The following is a 20,014-nucleotide window of genomic DNA, read 5'->3' as shown; positions in this document are numbered from 1 at the left end:
GCCGCGTCCGCCCGTCCGCACCAGCGCTCTATGTCCAGCGGGAGCAGCCAGCCGTCGGCCCGGCGCAGGAACAGGGGGCCGCGGCCGGTGTGCAGGGCGTGGGTGTAGGGGTCGGCCGACCACGTGGGCGCGGGCGGGATCCGGGTGAGGGGGGTCATGGGCGACCCACCGCGGTGAGCTGCTCCAGAAGGGTGGCGAACCGTCCGCCGGGAGCCAGCTCCGCCACCGCGCGGGCGTCGGCCGCGGTGTCCACGTCCCGCAGCACCGGAAGGTCCCGCACCCGCAGACCCGCGAGCCGGTCCCGCTGGGCGGAGCCGGTGCACGGGGTCGACATCGGCACGCCCCGCAGGAGCGCGGGGTCCGGATGGGCCAGGCCGAGGGCCCAGAAGCCGCCGTCCTCCGCCGGGCCGAAACAGGCGTCGCAGGTGGTGAGGTCCACCGTGAGGAGTGGCGGGGTCACCTGGGGGGTGTCCATGCCGATGAGGAGCGCGGGCCCGTCGCAGGCGCCGAAGGCCGCGGCCAGACGTTCGTCGAGGCCGCCCGCGCTCTGCGGTACGACCTCGAACCCGGGCGGGAGCCACGGGCCCGGGTCTCCGTCCAGGACCAGCACCCGGCGTCGCGCGGGCGTGGCGGCCACGACGTCCAGCGTGTCCGCGAGCGAGGCCTCCGCCAGCGCCGCCGCCTCCTCGGGGGTGAAGGGGGGCGTCAGCCGCGTCTTGACCCGGCCCGGCCGCGGCTCCTTGGCGATGACCAGGAGCGTGACGGGCGCCGTCATGCGTGGGCCTGCCGGTCCGACAGCACACGGCTCATGTCCCGTACCGCCTGCCACGTGCCGCGCCAGGTGCCGGTCACCTTGGAGGCGCCCGTGCGCGGACGGTAGGGGACGTCGTACTCGGAGATCCGCCACCCCTCGTCCGCCGCGCGCACGACCATCTGGAGCGGATAGCCGCTGCGGCGGTCCGTGAGGCCGAGCGACAGCAACCGGTCGCGGCGGGCGGCCCGCAGCGGACCGAGGTCGTGCAGGCGCAGGCCCGTGCGGCGGCGCAGCAGGACGGAGAGCGCGAGGTTCCCGGCGCGGGCGTGCGCCGGCCAGGCGCCCCGGCCCTGCGGACGGCGGCGGCCGAGCACCAGGTCGGAGCCGCCCGCGCGGACCCGGTCCACGAACGGGACCAGGTCCGCCGGGTCCAGGGAGGCGTCGCAGTCGCAGAAGCAGACGATGTCGGCGGTGGCCGCCGACAGGCCCGCGTGGCAGGCGGCGCCGAAACCGCGCCGCTCCTCACGCACCACCGTCGCGCCGAGCGCTCGGGCGATCCCGGCCGAGCCGTCGGTGGAGCCGTTGTCGACGACGAGCGCGCGCCAGCCGGGCGGGATGCGCTCCAGCACCCACGGCAGGGCCTCGGCCTCGTCGAGACAGGGGAGTACGACGTCGACGGACGGTGGGTCCGGTTCTGCGGCGGAAGAGGTCGTCACACCGTTCACCCTACGAGCGCAAAATGGGCGTATCGGGCATCGACTGCTTACGAAACAAGGACGTCAGTAGGGGAGGGGCCCGCCCGCGCGCGCCTGGTGCGAGGCTGGCGGCATGGAACAGCAGCAGCCCCGGGTCCTCGTCGTCGACGACGACCCGACCGTCGCCGAGGTCGTCTCCGGGTACCTGGACCGCGCCGGATACGTCGTCGACCGCGCGGGTGACGGCCCGGACGCCCTCGCCCGGGCCGCCGAGCACTGGCCGGACCTCGTCGTCCTGGACCTGATGCTCCCCGGCATGGATGGCCTCGAGGTGTGCCGCCGCATGCGTGGCAGCGGACCCGTGCCGGTCATCATGCTCACCGCCCGCGGCGACGAGGACGACCGCATCCTGGGCCTGGAGGTGGGCGCCGACGACTACGTCACCAAGCCCTTCAGCCCTCGCGAACTCGTGCTGCGCGTCGAGTCCGTACTGCGCCGGGTCCGCCCCGCGCAGCCCTCGGGACCGCTGCGCGCCGGGGGCCTGTCAGTCGACCCGGCGGCCCGCCGCGCGGCCAAGGACGGCACCGAACTCGCGCTGACCATCCGCGAGTTCGACCTGCTCACCTTCTTCGTGCGGCACCCGGGCCGGGTGTTCAGCCGGGAGGACCTGATGCGCGAGGTGTGGGGCTGGGACTTCGGCGACCTGTCGACGGTGACCGTCCACGTGCGGCGGCTGCGCGGCAAGGTCGAGGACGACCCGGCCCGGCCGCGGCTCATCCAGACGGTCTGGGGCGTCGGCTACCGCTTCGACGGCTCCGGCGCGACGGAGGAGGCCCGGCCGTGAACGACACGCTCCTCATCGCCCTGTGCGCCTTCCTCGGCGCTGCCGCGGCCGGTCTCGTCGGGGCGGCTGTCCTACGGCTGATCCGGCGGCGTTCCCTCGCCGTGCACCTCACCGTGGTCGCCGCCGTCGCCGTGACCGCGATGCTCGCGGGCACCCTCGTCGTCGCTCAGGCCATGTTCCTGTCCGAGCACGACCTGAAGGTCGTCACGCTGGTCGTCGCCATGGCAGCCGTGGTCTCCCTCGCCACCGCCCACCTGCTGGGCCGTTGGGTGGTCGCCCGCAGCCGCGCCCTCGCGCTCGCCGCCCGTTCCTTCGGCGACGGCGGCGCCTTCACCTCACCCGACGGCCCCGCCGCCGCCGAACTGGCCGACCTGAGCCGCGAGTTGGAGGCCACCAGCGCCAGGCTCGCCCTGTCCCGGGAACGGGAACGCGCCCTGGAGACCTCGCGCCGGGAACTCGTCGCCTGGATCTCCCACGATCTGCGCACCCCGCTGGCCGGGCTGCGCGCGATGTCCGAGGCCCTGGAGGACGGGGTCGCCGCCGACCCGGGCCGCTATCTGAAACAGATCCGCACCGAGGTGGAGCGCCTGAACGCGATGGTCGGCGACCTCTTCGAACTGTCCCGCATCCACGCGGGGGCGCTGGCCCTGAGCCCCACCAGGGTCTCCCTGTACGACCTGGTCGGCGACGCGCTCGCCGGCGCGGATCCGCTGGCGCGGGAGCACGGGGTACGGCTGATCGGCGACATGGTGGAGCCGGTGCCGGTCGAGGTGGACGGCAAGGAGATGAGCCGGGTGCTCGGCAACCTCCTGGTCAACGCGATCCGGCGGACGCCGTCCGACGGGACGGTCGCGGTCGCCGCCGAGCGCGAGGGCGCGGGTGTCGTGCTGTCGGTGACGGACGGCTGCGGAGGGATTCCCGAGGAGGACCTGCCGCGCGTCTTCGACACCGGGTGGCGGGGCACGGACGCGCGGACCCCGCCCGCCGGGGCGGGGCTCGGACTGGCGATCGTCCGGGGCATCGTGGAGGCCCACCAGGGCAGAGCCACGGTCCGGAACATCCCCGGGGGCTGCCGCTTCGAGGTGACGCTGCCGGCGGCGGAGGCCTGAGGGACCGAGGCGTCACTCGGCCCGCGCGAACTCCCGCATCCCGTCCTCGAATCCGACCTCGGCCTTCCACCCCAGCCCGTCCCGCAGCCGGGCCGAGTCGGCGGTGATGTGCCGTACGTCGCCGAGCCGGTACTCCCCGGTCACCACCGGCTCGGGACCTCCGTACGCCGCTGCCAGCGCGCGGGCCATCTCGCCGACGGTGTGCGGCTCGCCGCTGCCGGTGTTGTAGGCGACGAGCGCGCCCGTGGGCGAACCCGCCTCCAGCGCCGCCAGGTTGGCCGCCGCCACATCCCGTACGTGCACGAAGTCCCGCCGCTGACGGCCGTCCTCGAACACCCGGGGGGCCTCGCCACGGGCGAGCGCGGACCGGAAGAAGGAGGCGACCCCCGCGTACGGGGTGTTCCGGGGCATGCCCGGCCCGTACACGTTGTGATAGCGCAGGGACACGGCCTGACCATCCGTCACCCGTGCCCAGGCCGCCGCCAGATGCTCCTGGGCGAGCTTGGTCGTGGCGTACACGTTCCGCGGGTCGACCGGGGCGTCCTCACCGACGAGCCCGGGCGCCGGCTCCTCGCCGCACTCGGGGCACCGGGGCTCGAACCGCCCGGCGTCCAGATCGGCCGCGGCCCGCGGCCCCGGTCGTACGACACCGTGCCGGTCGCAGGTGTACCGCCCCTCGCCGTACACCACCATCGACCCGGCCAGCACGAACCGCCGGACGCCCAGGTCCGCCATGGCGGCGAGCAGGACGGCCGTACCGAGGTCGTTGCGGGACACGTACTCCGCCGCGTCCCCGAAACCGGTGCCGAGCCCGACCATCGCCGCCTGGTGGCAGACCGCGTCGACGCCGGCGAGCGCCCGCCGGACGGCGTCCGGATCCCGTACGTCCGCCTCCGGATCGGCCCGGACGTCGTACACCACGGGCTCGTGCCCCCGCTCCGCCAGCACCCGCACGACCTGGGACCCGATGAACCCGGCTCCGCCGGTGACCAGTACACGCATGGCCCCACGCTAGGGCGGCGACCGGACTTTCCGGTGACCCGCCACCCGTCATGTCATGGGTCCGTAAGGTCCGGCTACAGTGCGCGGGTGGCTGCCTTCGACCCCGACGCCGACCTCTCCGACGACCCCGCCCTAGAGCTGATGCTGAACTCCTTCGTCACCCTGTACTGGCGCCGGAGCCTGCTGGACGCCGCCGTCGGCCGGTTGCGCGAGCGCGGCTACCGGGTCGTCGCCCTGGACGCGGGCGCGTGGACCGAGCAGGCGGACATGCACCGGGACGTCGCCGCTGCCCTGGACTTCCCCGACTACTACGGCCGGAACCTCGACGCGCTCAACGACTGTCTGCGGGACGTCGAGTCCTATGAGTACGGAACCACGCGTGACGCGACCGGACTCGTCCTGGTGTTCACCGGCTACGACAGCTTCACCCGGGTGGCACCGGACGTGGCGCAGGCCCTGCTCGACATCGTCGCCGACCGGGCGCGCAGCGCGGCCCTGTTCGGGCACCGCATCATGTGCCTGGTCCAGAGCGACGACCCGGACATCGGGTTCGAGCCGGTGGGTGCGACGGCCGTCGAGTGGAACGACGCCGAATGGTCCGACGCCAGCCGCCGTTCGGGCTAGTGCCGCGTCAGGCAACCACCCGGCACGCCGAGAGCACGCACCGGACGCCGCTCCTTGACGGGCAAACGTTGCCTGACGCGGCACTAGTCCGAGGCCGCCGGGAGCGTCACCGTGAAGACCGTCGAGCCCGGTTCGCTCGTCAGGGCGATCGTGCCGCCGTGGGCGCGGATCAGCGAGGTCGCCACGGCCAGGCCCAGGCCGCTGCCGCCGCGGTCGCGGCTGCGGGCCTTGTCGACGCGGTAGAAGCGATCGAAGACGCGGGCGCGGTCGGCCGGCGGTATGCCGGGGCCGGCGTCGGCGACCCGGATGCGGGCCGTGTCCCGGGCGGCCGACACCGTCACCGAGACCTCCGTGCCCGGCGGGGTGTGCACGGCCGCGTTGGTGAGGAGGTTGTCCAGGACCTGGCGGACGCGCTGCGGGTCCACGCGGACGGGCAGCGTCGACGGGCCGGGAGACCGGGTCAGCGGATGGTCCGGGTGGCTCGCGCGGAAGGCGTCCGCGGCCTCCTCCACCAGTTCCACCAGGTCCGTCGCGCGAGGCCGCAGCGGGGTTTCCACCTCCGCCGCGTCCAGGCGGGCGAGCAGCAGCAGGTCGTCCAGCAGGAAGCCCATGCGGGCCGCTTCGGCGCGCAGGCGGGCCAGGTGCTTGTCGCGCTCCTCGGGGGCGTTGGCCGCGGCGTACTGGAAGAGGTCCGCGTAGCCGCGTACCGACATCAGCGGGGTACGCAGTTCGTGCGAGGCGTCGGCGACGAAGCGGCGCAACCGCTGCTCCGCCTCCGTGCGTACCGCGAGCGACTCGTCGATGTGCTCCAGCATGGTGTTGAACGCGGTCCGCAGCTCCTCCACCTCGGGCCCGCCGCCGCGCGCGGCATGGCGTACCGGCAGCCGCGCCGAGTCCGTCAGATCGTGCGAGGTGATGCCGCGCGCGGTGTGCGCCATGTCGCTCAGCGGCTTCAGGCCGCGCCGCAGCAGGGACCGCCCGGCGACCACCAGGGCCAGCAGGGCCAGTCCGAAGGTGACCGCCTGGATCGTGATCAGCTGCCCCACGGTGTCGTCGATGTCGCCCATCGGCGCGGCGCTGACCAGGACCACCCCGGGCTCCACCTCGCAGGCCCGCAGCCGGTACCGGCCCTCGCCCTTGAGGTCCTCGGTGCGCAGCACCTCCTCGCCGGTGGCGACCCGCTCCTCGGCCACGGCGGTGAACTCGTCGACGTCCTCGGGCAGATCGGTGGCCACCTCGGGCCGGCGCAGTTCGGGGGCGCCGTCCGAGACGTCGTACACGGCGTAGTACCAGCGGTAGTACTTCTTCCCGGACAGCGTCCCGTGGTCCGCGATGCTCTTGGACTGGGCGACCTGGGCCTGCGCCAGCTGGGTGTCGAGCTGGACCGAGAGGTAGTCGCGCATGTACGTCGTCAGCGCGGTGCCCACCACCGCGAACACCACCAGGGCCAGCGCCCCGAGCCCCAGTGCGAGCCGGGTGCCCAGCCGCAGCCCGCCGTACGACCCGCGCAACCTCCCGATCACTCCGCGGCCTGCCGCACGACGTACCCGAAGCCCCGCACCGTGTGGATCATCGGCGGCCCGGTGTCGTCGAGCTTGCGGCGCAGCCGGCTGACCACCAACTCGACGACGTTGGAGCGGCCGCCGAAGCCGTACTCCCAGACGTGGTCGAGGATCTGCGCCTTGGTCTGCACGGTCGGCGACTTGCGCAGGAGGTAGCGCAGCACCTCGTACTCGGTCGGGGTGAGCGTGAGCAGCTTCTCGCCGCGGCGGACCTCACGGGTGTCCTCGTCCATGGTCAGATCGCCGACCCGCAGCACCGAGCGCTGGAAGCCGGGCCCGGCGCTGCGCCGCAGCACGGTCCGCAGCCGGGCCATCAGCTCCTCCACCGCGAACGGCTTGACCAGGTAGTCGTCGCCGCCCCGGGTCAGCCCCGCCACCCGGTCGGCGACGCCGTCGCGGGCGGTGAGGAACACCACCGGCACCATCGTCCCGGAGCGGCGCAGCCGGTCCAGCACACCGAAGCCGTCCACGTCCGGCAGCATCAGGTCGAGCACGACGATGTCCGGATGGAACTCGGCGGCACGGCGCAGCGCCTCCTCACCGGAGTTCGCGGTGACCGCCTCCCAGCCCTCGTACCGGGCGACCGTCGCCACGAGGTCGGCGATCGGCGGGTCGTCGTCCACGACGAGGAGTCGTACTTTTTCCACCCGCTCATACTGCTTCACCCGGCCCCCCGCACCACAGCCCGGTCGTGCGTCCCCTGTCACATCGATAACCACTTGAAAGACGCACGACAGGTGATCGACAGCTTCACCCGGCCAAGCTCGGTACCCCGGCCCCCAACCCCCATGAGGAGCTGCCGCCCGTGACGACCGTCCAATCACCCCCCGCACCCCCCACGGCGATACGCCCCAGGGTGGTGGCCCGCGTCGGCCTGTACGCCGTGCTGGCCGTGAACGTGGCCGTGGTGACCTACTTCTTCGTCGACGCGGGCTTCGGCGCCTCCAACGCGCTGCTCGTCCTCGGCCGCCTCGCCGGGCTCTACGGCGCTCTGCTCATGGCGTTCCAGCTGCTGCTGGTGGCCCGGCTGCCGTGGCTGGACCGGCGGATCGGCATGGACCGGCTGACGTCCTGGCACCGCTGGACCGGCTTCGGCATCCTGTGGACGCTGCTGGCGCACGCCGTGTTCATCACCTTCGGCTACGCCGACTCCTCCGGGCTCGACCCGGTCAACCAGCTGGTCGACCTCGCCGAGACCGTCGAGGGCGTGCTGCGGGCCGTCGCCGCGCTGGTGATCGTCCTCGTGGTCGGCGCGGTCTCCGGACGCCTCGCCCGCCGCCGGCTCGCCTACGAGACCTGGCACTTCATCCACCTGTACACCTACCTCGCCGTGGTGCTGGCCTTCACCCACCAGGTCGCGGTCGGTACGACCTTCACGGCCTCGTCGGCGGCCACCGCGTACTGGTACGCCGTGTGGGGCGTCGCCCTCGGCTCGGTGGTGGTGGGCCGGGCCGCCCTGCCGCTGTGGCGGAACTGGCGGCACCGGCTGCGCGTCTCGGCGGTCGTCCCCGAGTCCGACAACGTGGTCTCGGTCCACATCACCGGACGCGACCTGGACCGGCTGCCCGCCCGCGCCGGACAGTTCTTCCTGTGGCGGTTCTTGACCAAGGACCGCTGGTGGCAGGCGAACCCCTTCTCGCTGTCCGCCGCCCCCGACGGCCGCTCGCTCCGGCTCACCGCCAAGGCGGCCGGCGAGGGCAGCGCGGGCCTGCGCCATCTCAAGCCCGGCACCCGGGTCTTCGCCGAGGGCCCCTACGGCGCCTTCACCGCTCTGCACCGCACCCGCCCCGAGGCCGTGCTCATCGCCGGCGGCGTCGGCGTCACGCCCATCCGGGCGCTGCTCGAGGAACTGCGCGGGCACGCGGTCGTCATCTACCGGGTGGCCGCCGACCGGGACGCCGTCCTCTACGACGAACTGCGCGAACTGGCCCTCGCCAAGGGCGCCGAGCTGCACCTGGTGACCGGGCCCGTCCACCCGGACAAGCTGGCGCCCGCCGAACTGGCCGAGCTGGTGCCGGACATCGCGGACCGGGACGTCTTCCTGTGCGGACCGCCCCCGATGATGAACGCGGTCCTGGGCAGTCTGCGCGAGCTGAACGTGCCCAAGCCGCAGATCCACTTCGAGCGTTTCAGCCTGGCGGGATGAGAGGGAGACCGTGAAGCGAGCCATACCCGTCCTGGTCCTGACCGCCGTCGGCCTGGTCCCGCTGTGGCGCTACGAGCCGTCGACGGACACCTCGTCCGCCCCGGTCGAGGCCGCGGCCCCCGTCCCTTCGGCGACCTCGTCGTCCGGTTCCTCCGCCCTGGTCGTCGAGGGCACGGTGGTCAACACCGAGAAAGGCCCGGTGCAGGTGGAGCTGACGTACCAGGGTGACGAGATCGCCTCGGTGCGGATGCTCCAGCAGCCGGACCATCCGCAGACCACGGCGGCCGTGCCGAAGCTGATCGAGGAGACGCTGGCGGCGCAGAGCGCGGACATCGACACGGTCTCCGGGGCGACGATCACCAGCGAGGGCTACAAGGAGTCCCTCCAGGCGGCGATCGACGAGAAGGGCTGAGCGTGCGCCGAGTCGAACACGTCATGGGGTTCCCGGTCTCGCTCCGGGTGGACGACGAGCATGTCCCCGATACGGCCGTGGACGCCGTCTTCTCCTGGCTGCGCGAGGTCGACGAGCGGTTCAGCCCGTTCAAGGCGGGCAGCGAGGTGTCCCGGCTCGACCGGGGCGAGATCGGGCCCGGCGAGGTCGGCGCCGACCTCGCCGAGGTCCTCGGCCTGTGCGAGGAGTACCGGGTGGCGACCGGCGGTGCCTTCGACGTACGTCTGCCGGGGCGGGGCCTCGACCCCTGCGCGGTGGTGAAGGGCTGGTCGGTGCAGCGGGCGGCGGGGCTGCTGCGGGCGGCCGGGGTGGCGCGCTTCTGCCTCAACGCCGGTGGTGACGTGGTCGCCGCGGGCGGTCCCTGGCGGGTGGGGGTACGGCATCCCGACCACGCCGACCGGGTGTGCGCCGTCCTGGAGGTGACCGACGGGGCCGTCGCGACCTCCGCCCTCTACGAGCGGGGTGCGCACATCCTGGACGGCCGCACCGGACGTCCGGCGACCGGTCTGCTCAGCGTCACGGTCGTCGCCGACTCCCTGACGGTGGCGGACACGACGGCCACGGCCGCCTTCGCCATGGGTGCGGAAGGGGTCGCGTGGGCGTCCGCCCGCCCCGGGTGCGAGGTGTTCGCGGTGGACGCGGAGCGGCGGGTGTTCCGCACGGAGGGGCTGCCGGTCGCGGCACCGAACCCACCGGTGACGGCAGTCGGCGTCACGGCTTGACGCCGGTCACCGTCCAGGCCCGGGCCGAGAGTTCGATCGAGCCGTCCGGATCCTGGGGGAGGGTCTCGGCGAGGGTGTCCCGGAGGCGGTCGCGGCTGTCCGGCGGGAGGGCGGCGACGTAGCCCGCGGCCGGTCCCTGGCCCGAGAGGAACGGGGACCACAGGTCGGCGAGATCGGTGAAGACGGTCTGGATGACGACCGGGGTGACCCGGACGTCCTCCAGACCGGCCCCCGTCCACAGCGCGTGCAGCGGGTCGGGCCGGCACATCGGAAACCGGCGCCCCTCGTCCAGCTCGCCCGCCGCCGGGTCCGTCGCCGCGGCCGCGTCCCAGAAGCGGCGCAGGAGGACCATGCCCTCCGCGTAGTCCCAGACATACGCGGAGACCCGGCCGCCCGGCCGTACCGCCCGGACCATCTCGGCGACCCCCTCGGCGGGCTCGGGCAGGAAGTTCAGCGCGAGCCCGCTGACGGCGACGTCCCACGCGCCGTCAGGCACCGGCAGCGCCAGCGCGTCCGCCACCACGAACCGCACCGGCCCGTGCGCCGTGTCCCGGGCCGTCGCCACCAGCTCGGCCGCCCGGTCGCAGCCCAGCACCAGGGCCGGCCGGCACCGGGCGGCCAGCACCGCCGACAGCGCCCCCGTCCCGCACCCGACGTCCAGCCAGCGCAGCCCGTCCGCGTGGCCCGCCAGGGCGGTGAACCGCTCGGCGACCTTCCGGCTCCACCGCCCCATGTGGCGCTCGTAGGCGGGCCCGGCCTGCCAGACGTCGAACCGCTGCTGCTCGCTCATGACTCCACCATGCGGGACGCGGCCCTCTTCGGCCGACATCCAGGGCATCCACCGACGAACGGGTCGCTCCCGCCACGACCACGAACGGGAGCCCCGCCCATGCGGCCGGCCGCGCTCCGACCCGCGCGGATCACGCCACGCACCCGCCAAGGCGCCGCGACTCAGGCGGTCTAGACTCTCCCCGCAACGGCCTGCTCAATCCCGGCCGGAAGCGGGCGACTTCTGCCAGACCCGAAGGGTATTCGGCGTTTTGATACGGATAGATTCAGTCACCAAGCGGTATCCGGACGGCACGGTGGCGGTCGACCGGCTTTCGCTGGAGATACCCGACCGCTCGATCACCGTCCTGGTCGGACCCTCGGGCTGCGGGAAGACCACGACCCTGCGCATGATCAACCGGATGGTCGAACCCAGCGAGGGCACCATCCTCCTCGACGGCAAGGACATCCTGCAGCAGCCCGTCAACACCCTGCGCCGCTCGATGGGTTACGTCATCCAGAACGCGGGACTCTTCCAGCACCGCACGATCCTGGACAACATCGCCACCGTGCCCCGCCTGCTCGGCTGGGGCAAGGAGAAGTCCCGGGCCCGGGCCCGCGAGCTGATGGACCGGGTCGGCCTCGACGGCGCCCTCGCCAAGCGGTACCCGTACCAGCTCTCCGGCGGCCAGCAGCAGCGCGTCGGCGTGGCCCGGGCGCTCGCCGCCGATCCGCCGGTCCTCCTCATGGACGAGCCCTTCTCCGCCGTCGACCCGGTCGTCCGCAAGGGCCTGCAGGACGAACTGCTGCGCATCCAGGACGAGTTGGGCAAGACCATTGTCTTTGTCACGCACGACATCGACGAGGCCGTCAAGCTCGGCACGATGGTCGCCGTGATGCGCACCGGCGGCCGGCTCGCCCAGTTCGCCCCGCCCGCCGAACTGCTCACGGACCCGGCCGACTCCTTCGTCGAGGACTTCCTCGGCACCGACCGGGGCATCCGGCGCCTGTCCTTCTTCCCCTCCGCGGGACTGGAGTTGCTCACCGCTCCGATCGTCGCGATCGACGCCACCGCCGAGCAGATCGCCGCCCGCGACACCGCCGACGCCCCCTATCTCCTCGTCACCGATCTGGACGGCAGGCCGCTCGGGTGGGCCGAGCCGAAGGAGCTGACCGCGGGCGCGATCGACCCGGCCCGACTCCTGCCCTACGGACGCCCGTTCGTGTCGGGCACCGACTCCCTGCGGGCCGCGCTCGACTGCGCGGTGCTCTCCCCGACCGGTTGGGCCGTCGCCGTGGACGTGGAGGGCCGGGCGTCCGGAGTGGTCTCGCAGCAGACCATCGGCGAGGCGATCCGGGGCGCCCACGCGAAGACCGCGAAGACCGCGAAGACGGAGAAGGCCGCGCGATGAGCGAGCTCTTCGACATGCCGAGCGACCTCCAGAACAGCTACCTCGGCCTGGTCGGCCTCCACCTCCGCGAGGCCCTCCTCCCGGTGCTGGCCGGACTGCTGATGGCCCTGCCGATCGCCCAACTCTGCATACGGCTGCGCTGGTTGTACCCACCGGTGCTGTGGGTGACGACCGTGCTGTACGCGATCCCGTCGCTGGCCTTCTTCGTCGTCCTCATCGACTACACGGGCCTGTCCGAACTCACCGTCATGATCCCGCTGGCCGTGTACAGCCTGGTCGTGCTGGTCCCGGCGATCGTCGACGGCGTCCGCTCGGTACCGCAGGAGACCCTGGCCGCCGCCACGGCCATGGGCTTCGGGCCCGTACGCCGCTACTTCCAGGTGCAGTTGCCCATCGCCGCGCCCGCGATCATCGCGGGGCTGCGGGTGGCGGCGGTGTCGAGCATCTCCCTGGTCAGCGTCGGCATGCTGATCGGCAACCAGGGCGCGCTCGGCAACCTGCTCAACAGCGGCATGATCTACCACCAGGATCGCCTGATCTGGCTCTCTGTCGTGGGCACGGCTGTCCTCGCGATCCTGGTGGACGCGGCCCTGATCGTCGTACGCCTGCTGCTGACCCCCTGGATGCCGAGGAAGGCCGCTCGATGAACATCCTGAACCACATCGACGCCTTCTTCAGCGACAGCGCCCACTGGGAGGGCTACGACGGCATCCCCACCCGGGTCGCCGAGCACCTCGGCTACACCCTGATGGCGCTGGGCATCGCCGCCGGTATCGGGCTCCCGGTCGGCCTGCTCACCGGGCACACCGGCCGGGGCGGCAACACCCTCGCCCTCATCGCGACGGCGGGCCGGGCGCTGCCCAGCTTCGGCCTGATGGTGCTGATGTTCGTGCTGCTGGGCCTCGGCATGGCCCCGGTGATGATCCCCCTCGTGGTCCTCGCGATCCCCCCGATCCTGGTCACCACCTACGAGGCGATGCGCTCGGTGGACCCGGCCCCCGTGGACGCCGCCCGCGGCATGGGCATGGCCGAGGCGGGGATCCTGTTCCGGGTCGAACTCCCGGTGGCGCTCCCCCTGATCCTCAGCGGCCTGCGCTCGGCGGCCATCCAGATCGTCTCGACGGCGACGATCGCGGCCTACGTCAGCTTCGGCGGCCTGGGCCGCTACATCGTGGACGGCCTGTACCAGCGGGACTACGAGAAGGTCGTCGGCGGCGCGACCCTGGTGGCCGCGATGGCCCTGGCGACGCTGGGCCTCTTCTGGGCGGTGGCGCGGCTGACGGTGTCGCGGGGCGTACGGCGGGCCGGGATCGGCTAGTCAGGCCTCGGTGCGGGCGAGGGCCTGCTCCAGGACGACCAGCAGCGCGTCCCGCACCGAGCCGCGCTCCCGGGCGTCGAACACCACGACGGGCACGCCCGCGCTGACATCGAGGGCCCAGCGCACGTCGTCCAGTGCGTGCTCGACCTTCCCGTCGAACGCGTTCACCGCGACCGCGAACGGGATCCCCTTGTGCTCGAAGTAGTCGACCGCGGCGTAGCAGTCGTCCAGGCGCCGCGTGTCGACGATGACGAGCCCGCCCACCGCGCCCTCCACGATGTCGTCCCACATGAACCCGAACCGCTCCTGCCCGGGCGTCCCGAACAGGTACAGCTTCAGCGTCGGGTCGATGGTGATGGTCCCGAAGTCCATGGCGACCGTGGTGGTCGTCTTGCCGGGAGTGTGGGTCAGGTCGTCGACGCCCGCCGCGACCTCCGTGATCGCGGCCTCCGTGGTCAGCGGCTCGATCTCGGATATCGAGCCGACCGCGGTCGTCTTGCCGACCCCGAATCCCCCCGCGATCACCATCTTGACCGGCAGCGGCGGTCGTACGGCGGCGGCCGGTTCAGTCGTCGTCACGGAGTACCCCCCGGGAGTCGGGGATGGCGCGCAGGCCATCGATCACTCTTCGCAGTACGGATGAATCGTGGACGGCCTCGGAGTTCGGCACATGCACCGTCAGCCGCCCCTCGGCCCGCAGATCCTCCGCGAGCACCCGGACGACGTTCAGATGCAGCCGCAGCCGAGCGGCGATCTCCGCGATGGACTGCGGCCGCCGGCACGCCGCGACGATGTCGTGCTGCTCGAAGGAGAGCAGCGCGAGCGCGTCGAGCCCCTCGGCGGTGGCCACCACCTGGGTCTCGACGGGCATCGGCCGGCCGGACGCGCTGGGCGCCACCCGGCCGGCGGTGACCAGGAACGGCCGTACGGCGGGGGCGGGGCCGACCGGGTCGGGGCCCGGGGGTGGGGTGCCGTCCGCCATGGGGTCCGTTCCGTCCTTCAGGGCCCGGTCAGCGCGCCGACGCGGCGCCGACGCTGTTCTTCAGCTCCAGCACCAGCTGCGGGCTGAGCGCGGTGCCGGCGCGGTTGGCGAACAGCGTCATCTCGTAGGCGATGTTGCCCAGCTTGGCCTCCTTGTCGGTGACCACGCCGAGCACGGCGCCGCTGCCGATCGCGGAGACCAGCACGTGCCCGCCCTCCAGATCGATGATCACCTTGTTGAGGCCGCCCAGGCCGTAGTTGCCGGAGGCGCCCGCGGCGAGGCTGGTGATGCCGGAGACGATCGCGGCCAGCCGCTCGGAGTCGGCGTGCTCGCGCAGTTCGGACACCGCGATCAGCAGCCCGTCGGAGGAGACGGCGATGGCATCGACGACGCCCGCGGTCTCGGTCGCGAAGCGATTCAGCAGCCAGGTGAAGTCGGCTGCGGCGGCCTGGAGTTCGGCCGGGGTGGTGCCTCCTGCCGGAGTGCCACCTGTCGACGTACTCACTGCTCCGCTCCTTCCGGGAGGTGGTTCTGGTCCTGCTCTTCGGTCGTCTGGATCTGCTCGAAGGTGCCGCTGTCCCGGTGCGCCCGCTCCACGGCCGCCTCGAACTCCTCCAGCGCGGACCGTACGGCGTCGGCGTCGGCGGGGCGGGCGGTCCGGGGCAGGACCGGCTGGGACGAGGTGTCCTCGGCGGAGCGCAGGGTGGCCCCGCGGACCCGGCGGCGCAGCGGTCGGGAACCGGAGCCGCCCGCGGGCGGCCCGTCGGCGTGCGCCCGGGGGGAGGCCTCCGGCTGCCCGGCGCGGGCGTGATCCGCGGTCGGTACGGCGGTGGCGGCGGCCGTGGGTGGGGCGGTGGCTGTCCGCGGTGCGGGAGCTGCACGGCGAGGGAGCGCCCCGGAGTCGTCAACCGCGCCCTCGCGCCGGGGGACCCGGCGGGGGAGGGGGCCGGAGTCGTCGGCGGCCGCGGGGAGGGGGCCGGAGTCGTCGGCCGCCGCGGGAAGGGGACCGGAGCCGGACGCCTCGGTGGCGGCCTTCGTGGCCGGCGCCTGCACCGCCGCCGTCGGCAGCAGGAGCGCCGCCGGGACGTTCACCTCAGCCGTCACACCCCCGCCCGGCGTCCGGGTCAGCGTCACCGCGATCTCCCAGCGGCGCGCCAGCGTGCCGACCACGAACAGACCGAGCACCTTCGTCGGCACCAGGTCGAGCCGCTCGCGGCGGATCAGCCGGGCGTTCTCCTCGGCGAGGCGCTCGGCGCTCATGCCGAGTCCGTGGTCGGCGATCACGATCGACGCGGACCGCTCGTCGGCGCCGGTCACCACGGTCACCTCGACCGGGGACCCCGCGGGCGAGAACGACACCGCGTTCTCCAGCAGTTCGGCCACCATCAGGGTCAGGTCGCCGATCACGTCCGGTTCCACCGCGGCCTCGGAGCGCGCGGTCAGCCGTACCCGCTGGAAGCCCTCGATCTGACCGAGGGCGGCGCGTACCACCGTGGTGAGCGCGAGCGGGCCCGAGCCGAGGCCCGACTCCCGGATGCCGGCCAGCAGCATCAGGCTGTCGGCGTTGCGGCGCAGGCGGACCGCGATGTGGTCGATGCTGTACAGCCGTTCCAGCAGCTCGGGGTCGGTCTCACCGCGCTCCACGGCGTCGATCAGGGAGAGCTGGCGGGTGGTCAGGTTGCTGACGCGGCGGCCGACGTTGCCGAACATCTCGGCGACGTTGCGGCGGCTGAGCACCTGGCGTTCCAGCAGGGCGGCCGCGGTGGTCTGGACGCGGTTGAAGGCATCGGCCAGGTCGCCGATCTCGTCGCGCGCGGTGGCCGGCACCTCGCGCAGCCGCGGCGGTCCGTCGTCCTCGGCGTCGTCGTCGGCGACCCGGGCCAGCTCACGGTCGGCGACCTCGGCGACCTCCCGGGCGGCGCCGGTGAGGGCCTGCACCGGCCGTACCACCGAGCGGCGGACCGCGACCGACAGCGCGAGCCACAGCGCGAAGCCGAACAGGGCGAACCCGAGCAGCAGTCCCGCGCGCCAGGCCGCGTCGTCGGAGGCCGCGTCGGCGCGGTCGGCGATCTGGTCGATGAGGGAGGCGGTGACGCCGAGCCGGATCTCGGCCTGCTCGCGGTAGGCGGGGTAGGAGTCGAGGGCCGTCCGGAACGCCTGGCGGATCTCGGCGGGGGAGTCGGCCTGGAGGGTGCTGGGGTCGATCTGGAGCTCGGCGTACTGCCGGATGATGACCGCCTGCGGGGAGCTGTGCTCGATCCCGCGCAGCTCCTCGGCCTGCTCGGTGGTGGCGAACCGGGCGAAGCGGTCCGCCTGGTAGGTGTACACCTCGTAGGAGCCGACCGCGCCGATGAACTCGATGAGCGCGTTGGAGTCACCGGTCGTCGCCGAGAAGACCCCCGTCTCGAAGGCGCTGTGGGCGGCGTCGGCGCGCAGCAGCGAGTCGAGGAGGTTGCCGGTGAAGGTGGCCGCGAGGGAGGTGTTGCGGTCCAGTCCGAGGCCGTCGATGACGCCCTTGGCCGCGTTCGTGTACGCCGGGTCGATGTTGTCGGCGGGCAGATAGCCCTGCTCGATGGTGTCCCGGAGACTGCCCAGCGCGCTGATCTCCCTCAGGGCCCGCGCCTCGGTCTCCGGCAGCCGGTCGCCGAAGGTCTCCCGGACCTTGGTCACCTGGGCGTCCACCGCGGCCTGCGCCCGGTCGTAGTCGTCGGTGGCGGGGCGGGCCCTGCCGTCGGCGGCCTCGTGCCGCACGGAGAGCAGGATGGCCTGCTGGTGCTCGGCCTCCACCCGGTCCACCAGGGTGGCGACCTCGGCGCTGTCCCGGACCAGCCGGGCCGCGTCGGAGGCGGAGGAGGACTGGTCGAGCTGGTCGCTGATGAGGTAGGCGAGCAACGCGGCCACCACGGCGAGCGGCACGCCGACCAGCAGGTTGAGCTTGCGCCGGAAGGGCCAGCGGTCGGCGAGGCGCCGGAATCCGGAGGAACCGTGTGCCGCGGTGGACGACGCGTCCACCTCGTTCGTGGACACCATTCCTCCTCGATTCGAGCTCCAGGCGTCAACTGCGGGGAGACTATCGCCTCTTGAGGCAAACGTCGTCACATACGATCACAACCGATTACCCATTGAGGCCAATCGGTGACCCGGATTCCCTTGACTGATCAAGAAGCCGCTGGATTGGATCAGTTCAGAACTGGAGAACTGCCGTCCGCCCAACCCCTCAGTCCGGAACGGGAATCGTGACTTCTACCGCCCCACGCAGCAGGTCCATCGTCGCGCTGGCCGCCGCCGCGGCCCTGCTCGCGGGATGTGGCTCGTCCGACGACGAGAACGACAACCCCCTGGCCGGGGACAAGGCCAGCGGCGACACCGTCGTCGTCGGCTCCAACAACTTCGCCGAGTCCATCCTGCTCGCCGACATCTACGGCGAGGCCCTGAAGGCCAAGGGCGTCAAGGTCGAGTACAAGCCCAACATCGGCAGCCGTGAGACCACTTACGGCCTGCTCAAGAACGGCTCCATCACGGTGCTGCCCGAGTACAACGGCTCGCTGCTGGCGTACCTGGACCCGAAGGCGGAGCAGAAGAGCGCCGACGCAGTGAACGCGGCGGTGCAGACCAAGCTGGACAAGAAGCTGACGCTGCTGGAGTCCTCGCCCGCCGAGGACAAGGACTCCGTGAGCGTCAACGCGGCGACGGCGAAGAAGTACAACCTCACCGCCGAGTCCACCCTCGCGGACCTCAAGGACATCGCGCCCGAGATGGTCATCGGCGGTTCGCCCGAGTTCCAGACCCGGCACCAGGGCCTGGTCGGCCTGAAGGACGTCTACGGCGTCGAGTTCAAGTCCTTCAAGGCCCTCGACGCCGGCGGTCCGCTGACCCAGGCGGCGCTGACGAAGAACACCGTGCAGGCCGCGGACATCTTCACCACGGACCCGACCATCACCAAGGAGAAGTTCGTCGTCCTCCAGGACCCGGAGAACCTCTTCGGCTTCGCCAACGTGACCCCGCTGGTCTACAAGTCGGGCCTGTCGCAGGAGGGCGTCGACGCGCTCAACGCGGTCTCCGCCAAGCTCGACACCAAGACGCTGCTCGACCTCGACTCCCAGGTCCAGCTGGAGAACAAGGACCCGCTCGACGTGGCCAAGGAGTGGCTGAAGTCGGTCGGCCTCGGCTGACCGGGAGACGACGTCAGAACCCGACCTGGAACGTCGCGTCCTGCCGCTCCGTCGCTGTGGAGACGGGATCGATCCGCAGGGCGTAGTCGTAGTGACGGACGTACCGGGTCGGGTTGTTGTACGACCGGAAGGACGCCCAGGACGCGTCCGCCAGCCCCGCCGTACGGTAGAAGGTCGCGTCCCCGGCGAAGGACGACGTCCCGTCGTTCGCGTCCAGGCGCAGGTTGTAGCTGTGGTGCCGCAGGTAGCGCGTCGGGTAATTGACCGACTGGAACGACACCCCGGCCGCGTCCGCGAGCCCCGGCACCAGTTTCCACTGGGAGTCGGGGTACGGGTCGAAGGGGTACGCGTAGATCCGTCCGGCGAAACCGCTGTGCCGGACGTAACGGTCGGGGAAGTTGTACGACTTGAGCCGGTTCCAGGCGGGGGCGCCCCACCGGGTGAGCAGATTGTCGTACTCGGTCGAGGTGATCGGGTGGATACCGCAGTGCTTGGAGTTGAGGGGCTGCGTGTACCGCCTCTGGTCGACCGGCGTCCAGATGCCGGAGGCGAGGTCGGTGGACTGCCAGGCGTAGAAGACGCCGTTGGGGGTGTAGGTGTCCCCCCACAGGTACCAGGTGCCGGACGTCAGTGACTTCACCACCGTCGGCGCCTCGGTGCCGCCGTGCGCGACCGGAGTGCTGTAGGGGGTGAAGCTGCCCGGGTTCAGGGTGGTGGATCGCGCCCCGACGAGGGTCTGGTCCCGCTTGTACTAGAGGTGGTTGACGCCGTTCACACCGACGGTGAGGTTGCCGTCGATGACGTCGTAGCCGGGATCGAAGAAGACCTGCGGGCCGGTCGTCGTCCGGAAGTCGGTCGTGTAGCTCACCATGATCACGTTGTGGCCGCTGCTGTTCACCGACGAGTAGAGGATCCCGTACCGCCCCCGCCCCGCGTCCCAGTAGGCCTCCGGGGCCCAGCTGTGCGTGGTGGTCATGTCGTGCAGCTTCAGCAACCGGTAGCCGGTGAACGAGCGCAGGTCCACCGAGTCCCAGACGTGGATGTACACGCTGGTGCGGCTCCAGTCGGTGCCGCTCAGATCCGTCGCCAGCACGACGAAGGTGCCGTCCTGCTTGCGCAGTACGAACGGGTCGCGCAGACCGCCGGCTCCGGCGGTCGGGGTGACCACGGGGGCGTTCTGGTTCAGCGGGGTCCAGCGCAGACCGTCGGTGCTGACGGCCAGGTGCAGACCGTAGTTGGCCTCCAGCATGGTGTTCGACTCGGTGAAGTAGGCCATCACGTAGGCGGAGTCCGCGGCGTGCGCGGTCCCGGAGCCGAGGGTCAGCGCGCCGGTCGCGGCCAGCGGGGTGGTCGCCGCCAGGCCTAGGAGTGTTCTGCGGGACAGAGCGGTCATGGGGAACTCCAGGAGCGGTCACTGCTGATGCGGGTAACTGTTCGGTATCGCGAACGCAGT

Annotated in this window: 20 protein-coding genes and 1 pseudogene; 10 read left to right on the top strand and 11 right to left on the bottom strand. The window is 72.3% G+C overall.

Going from position 1 to position 20,014, the window contains the following annotated elements:
* Positions 1 to 154 precede the first annotated feature (154 nt).
* Both ACWDRW_RS22575 and ACWDRW_RS22570 read right to left on the bottom strand, forming a co-directional pair.
* Positions 155 to 775 carry a TIGR04282 family arsenosugar biosynthesis glycosyltransferase gene (locus ACWDRW_RS22575; RefSeq protein ID WP_451725684.1) on the bottom strand — a complete coding sequence of 207 codons (621 nt, stop codon included), beginning with the start codon at positions 773 to 775 and terminating at the stop codon, positions 155 to 157.
* Complete coding sequence (locus ACWDRW_RS22570; protein ID WP_451725682.1) at positions 772 to 1,479, bottom strand: glycosyltransferase family 2 protein; 708 nt, start codon at positions 1,477 to 1,479, stop codon at positions 772 to 774. The genes ACWDRW_RS22575 and ACWDRW_RS22570 overlap by 4 nt, the downstream gene beginning before the upstream one ends.
* Positions 1,480 to 1,582: 103 nt before the next feature.
* Here ACWDRW_RS22570 and ACWDRW_RS22565 point away from each other — a divergent pair, with 103 nt between their 5' ends.
* Positions 1,583 to 2,293 carry a response regulator transcription factor gene (locus tag ACWDRW_RS22565; protein WP_451725680.1) on the top strand — a complete coding sequence of 237 codons (711 nt, stop codon included), beginning with the start codon at positions 1,583 to 1,585 and terminating at the stop codon, positions 2,291 to 2,293.
* Entirely contained in the window at positions 2,290 to 3,402 is a 1,113-nt protein-coding gene (locus ACWDRW_RS22560; RefSeq protein ID WP_451725678.1) for a sensor histidine kinase, read from the top strand. Before ACWDRW_RS22565 ends, ACWDRW_RS22560 begins: the two co-directional genes overlap by 4 nt.
* A gap of 12 nt (positions 3,403 to 3,414) precedes the next feature.
* On the opposite strand, the gene ACWDRW_RS22555 is transcribed toward ACWDRW_RS22560, so the two are convergent.
* Positions 3,415 to 4,404 carry an NAD-dependent epimerase/dehydratase family protein gene (locus ACWDRW_RS22555; RefSeq protein WP_451725676.1) on the bottom strand — a complete coding sequence of 330 codons (990 nt, stop codon included), beginning with the start codon at positions 4,402 to 4,404 and terminating at the stop codon, positions 3,415 to 3,417.
* Between the two features lie 87 nt (positions 4,405 to 4,491).
* On the opposite strand from ACWDRW_RS22555, the gene ACWDRW_RS22550 reads away from it, so the two are divergent.
* A complete protein-coding gene (locus ACWDRW_RS22550) occupies positions 4,492 to 5,028 on the top strand; it encodes a barstar family protein (protein ID WP_451725674.1) in 537 nt (178 codons plus the stop codon).
* Positions 5,029 to 5,111: 83 nt separating this feature from the next.
* Here ACWDRW_RS22550 and ACWDRW_RS22545 read toward each other — a convergent pair whose 3' ends face one another.
* Positions 5,112 to 6,551: a sensor histidine kinase gene (locus tag ACWDRW_RS22545; protein ID WP_451725672.1), complete on the bottom strand. Its 1,440-nt coding sequence runs from the start codon at positions 6,549 to 6,551 to the stop codon at positions 5,112 to 5,114.
* Complete coding sequence (locus ACWDRW_RS22540; RefSeq protein WP_451725808.1) at positions 6,548 to 7,237, bottom strand: response regulator transcription factor; 690 nt, start codon at positions 7,235 to 7,237, stop codon at positions 6,548 to 6,550. The genes ACWDRW_RS22545 and ACWDRW_RS22540 overlap by 4 nt, the downstream gene beginning before the upstream one ends.
* Positions 7,238 to 7,395: 158 nt before the next feature.
* Here ACWDRW_RS22540 and ACWDRW_RS22535 point away from each other — a divergent pair, with 158 nt between their 5' ends.
* Genes ACWDRW_RS22535 through ACWDRW_RS22525 form a run of 3 tightly spaced genes read left to right on the top strand, consistent with a single transcriptional unit; the run spans position 7,396 to position 9,909 of the window.
* Positions 7,396 to 8,736: a ferredoxin reductase family protein gene (locus tag ACWDRW_RS22535; protein ID WP_451725670.1), complete on the top strand. Its 1,341-nt coding sequence runs from the start codon at positions 7,396 to 7,398 to the stop codon at positions 8,734 to 8,736.
* Between the two features lie 10 nt (positions 8,737 to 8,746).
* A complete protein-coding gene (locus ACWDRW_RS22530; protein ID WP_451725668.1) occupies positions 8,747 to 9,148 on the top strand; it encodes an FMN-binding protein in 402 nt (133 codons plus the stop codon).
* Positions 9,149 to 9,150: 2 nt separating this feature from the next.
* Positions 9,151 to 9,909 (top strand): FAD:protein FMN transferase, encoded by a 759-nt coding sequence (locus ACWDRW_RS22525; RefSeq protein WP_451725666.1) that lies wholly within the window; start codon positions 9,151 to 9,153, stop codon positions 9,907 to 9,909.
* On the opposite strand, the gene ACWDRW_RS22520 is transcribed toward ACWDRW_RS22525, so the two are convergent.
* Positions 9,899 to 10,699 carry a class I SAM-dependent methyltransferase gene (locus ACWDRW_RS22520; protein WP_451725664.1) on the bottom strand — a complete coding sequence of 267 codons (801 nt, stop codon included), beginning with the start codon at positions 10,697 to 10,699 and terminating at the stop codon, positions 9,899 to 9,901. The genes ACWDRW_RS22525 and ACWDRW_RS22520 overlap by 11 nt on opposite strands.
* 250 nt (positions 10,700 to 10,949) lie before the next feature.
* Here ACWDRW_RS22520 and ACWDRW_RS22515 point away from each other — a divergent pair, with 250 nt between their 5' ends.
* The 3 genes from ACWDRW_RS22515 to ACWDRW_RS22505 are packed head-to-tail and all read left to right on the top strand — an operon-like array spanning position 10,950 to position 13,407.
* Positions 10,950 to 12,089, top strand: a complete 1,140-nt coding sequence (locus ACWDRW_RS22515; protein WP_451725662.1) for an ABC transporter ATP-binding protein — start codon at positions 10,950 to 10,952, stop codon at positions 12,087 to 12,089.
* Positions 12,086 to 12,736 (top strand): ABC transporter permease, encoded by a 651-nt coding sequence (locus ACWDRW_RS22510; protein ID WP_451725660.1) that lies wholly within the window; start codon positions 12,086 to 12,088, stop codon positions 12,734 to 12,736. The genes ACWDRW_RS22515 and ACWDRW_RS22510 overlap by 4 nt, the downstream gene beginning before the upstream one ends.
* Positions 12,733 to 13,407, top strand: coding sequence for an ABC transporter permease (locus ACWDRW_RS22505; RefSeq protein ID WP_451725658.1), 675 nt, complete (start codon positions 12,733 to 12,735; stop codon positions 13,405 to 13,407). The genes ACWDRW_RS22510 and ACWDRW_RS22505 overlap by 4 nt, the downstream gene beginning before the upstream one ends.
* On the opposite strand, the gene ACWDRW_RS22500 is transcribed toward ACWDRW_RS22505, so the two are convergent.
* From ACWDRW_RS22500 to ACWDRW_RS22485, 4 genes are read right to left on the bottom strand one after another with little or no spacing between them, the layout of a single operon-like run.
* Entirely contained in the window at positions 13,408 to 14,025 is a 618-nt protein-coding gene (locus tag ACWDRW_RS22500) for a GTP-binding protein (RefSeq protein WP_451725656.1), read from the bottom strand.
* Positions 13,973 to 14,389: a DUF742 domain-containing protein gene (locus tag ACWDRW_RS22495; RefSeq protein WP_451725654.1), complete on the bottom strand. Its 417-nt coding sequence runs from the start codon at positions 14,387 to 14,389 to the stop codon at positions 13,973 to 13,975. Before ACWDRW_RS22495 ends, ACWDRW_RS22500 begins: the two co-directional genes overlap by 53 nt.
* Before the next feature lie 28 nt (positions 14,390 to 14,417).
* Positions 14,418 to 14,894, bottom strand: a complete 477-nt coding sequence (locus tag ACWDRW_RS22490; RefSeq protein ID WP_451725652.1) for a roadblock/LC7 domain-containing protein — start codon at positions 14,892 to 14,894, stop codon at positions 14,418 to 14,420.
* On the bottom strand, positions 14,891 to 17,416 hold the full coding sequence (locus ACWDRW_RS22485) for an ATP-binding protein (RefSeq protein ID WP_451725650.1): 2,526 nt from the start codon (positions 17,414 to 17,416) through the stop codon (positions 14,891 to 14,893). The genes ACWDRW_RS22490 and ACWDRW_RS22485 overlap by 4 nt, the downstream gene beginning before the upstream one ends.
* 209 nt (positions 17,417 to 17,625) lie before the next feature.
* Here ACWDRW_RS22485 and ACWDRW_RS22480 point away from each other — a divergent pair, with 209 nt between their 5' ends.
* Positions 17,626 to 18,561 carry an ABC transporter substrate-binding protein gene (locus ACWDRW_RS22480; protein WP_451725648.1) on the top strand — a complete coding sequence of 312 codons (936 nt, stop codon included), beginning with the start codon at positions 17,626 to 17,628 and terminating at the stop codon, positions 18,559 to 18,561.
* A gap of 13 nt (positions 18,562 to 18,574) precedes the next feature.
* Here ACWDRW_RS22480 and ACWDRW_RS22475 read toward each other — a convergent pair.
* Positions 18,575 to 19,954 (bottom strand): annotated as a pseudogene (locus tag ACWDRW_RS22475) (glycoside hydrolase family 43 protein).
* Positions 19,955 to 20,014 lie beyond the last annotated feature (60 nt).

The sequence above is a fragment of the Streptomyces sp. NPDC003635 genome, assembly GCF_053587635.1.
This window is presented reverse-complemented; position numbering and strand designations above follow the sequence as displayed.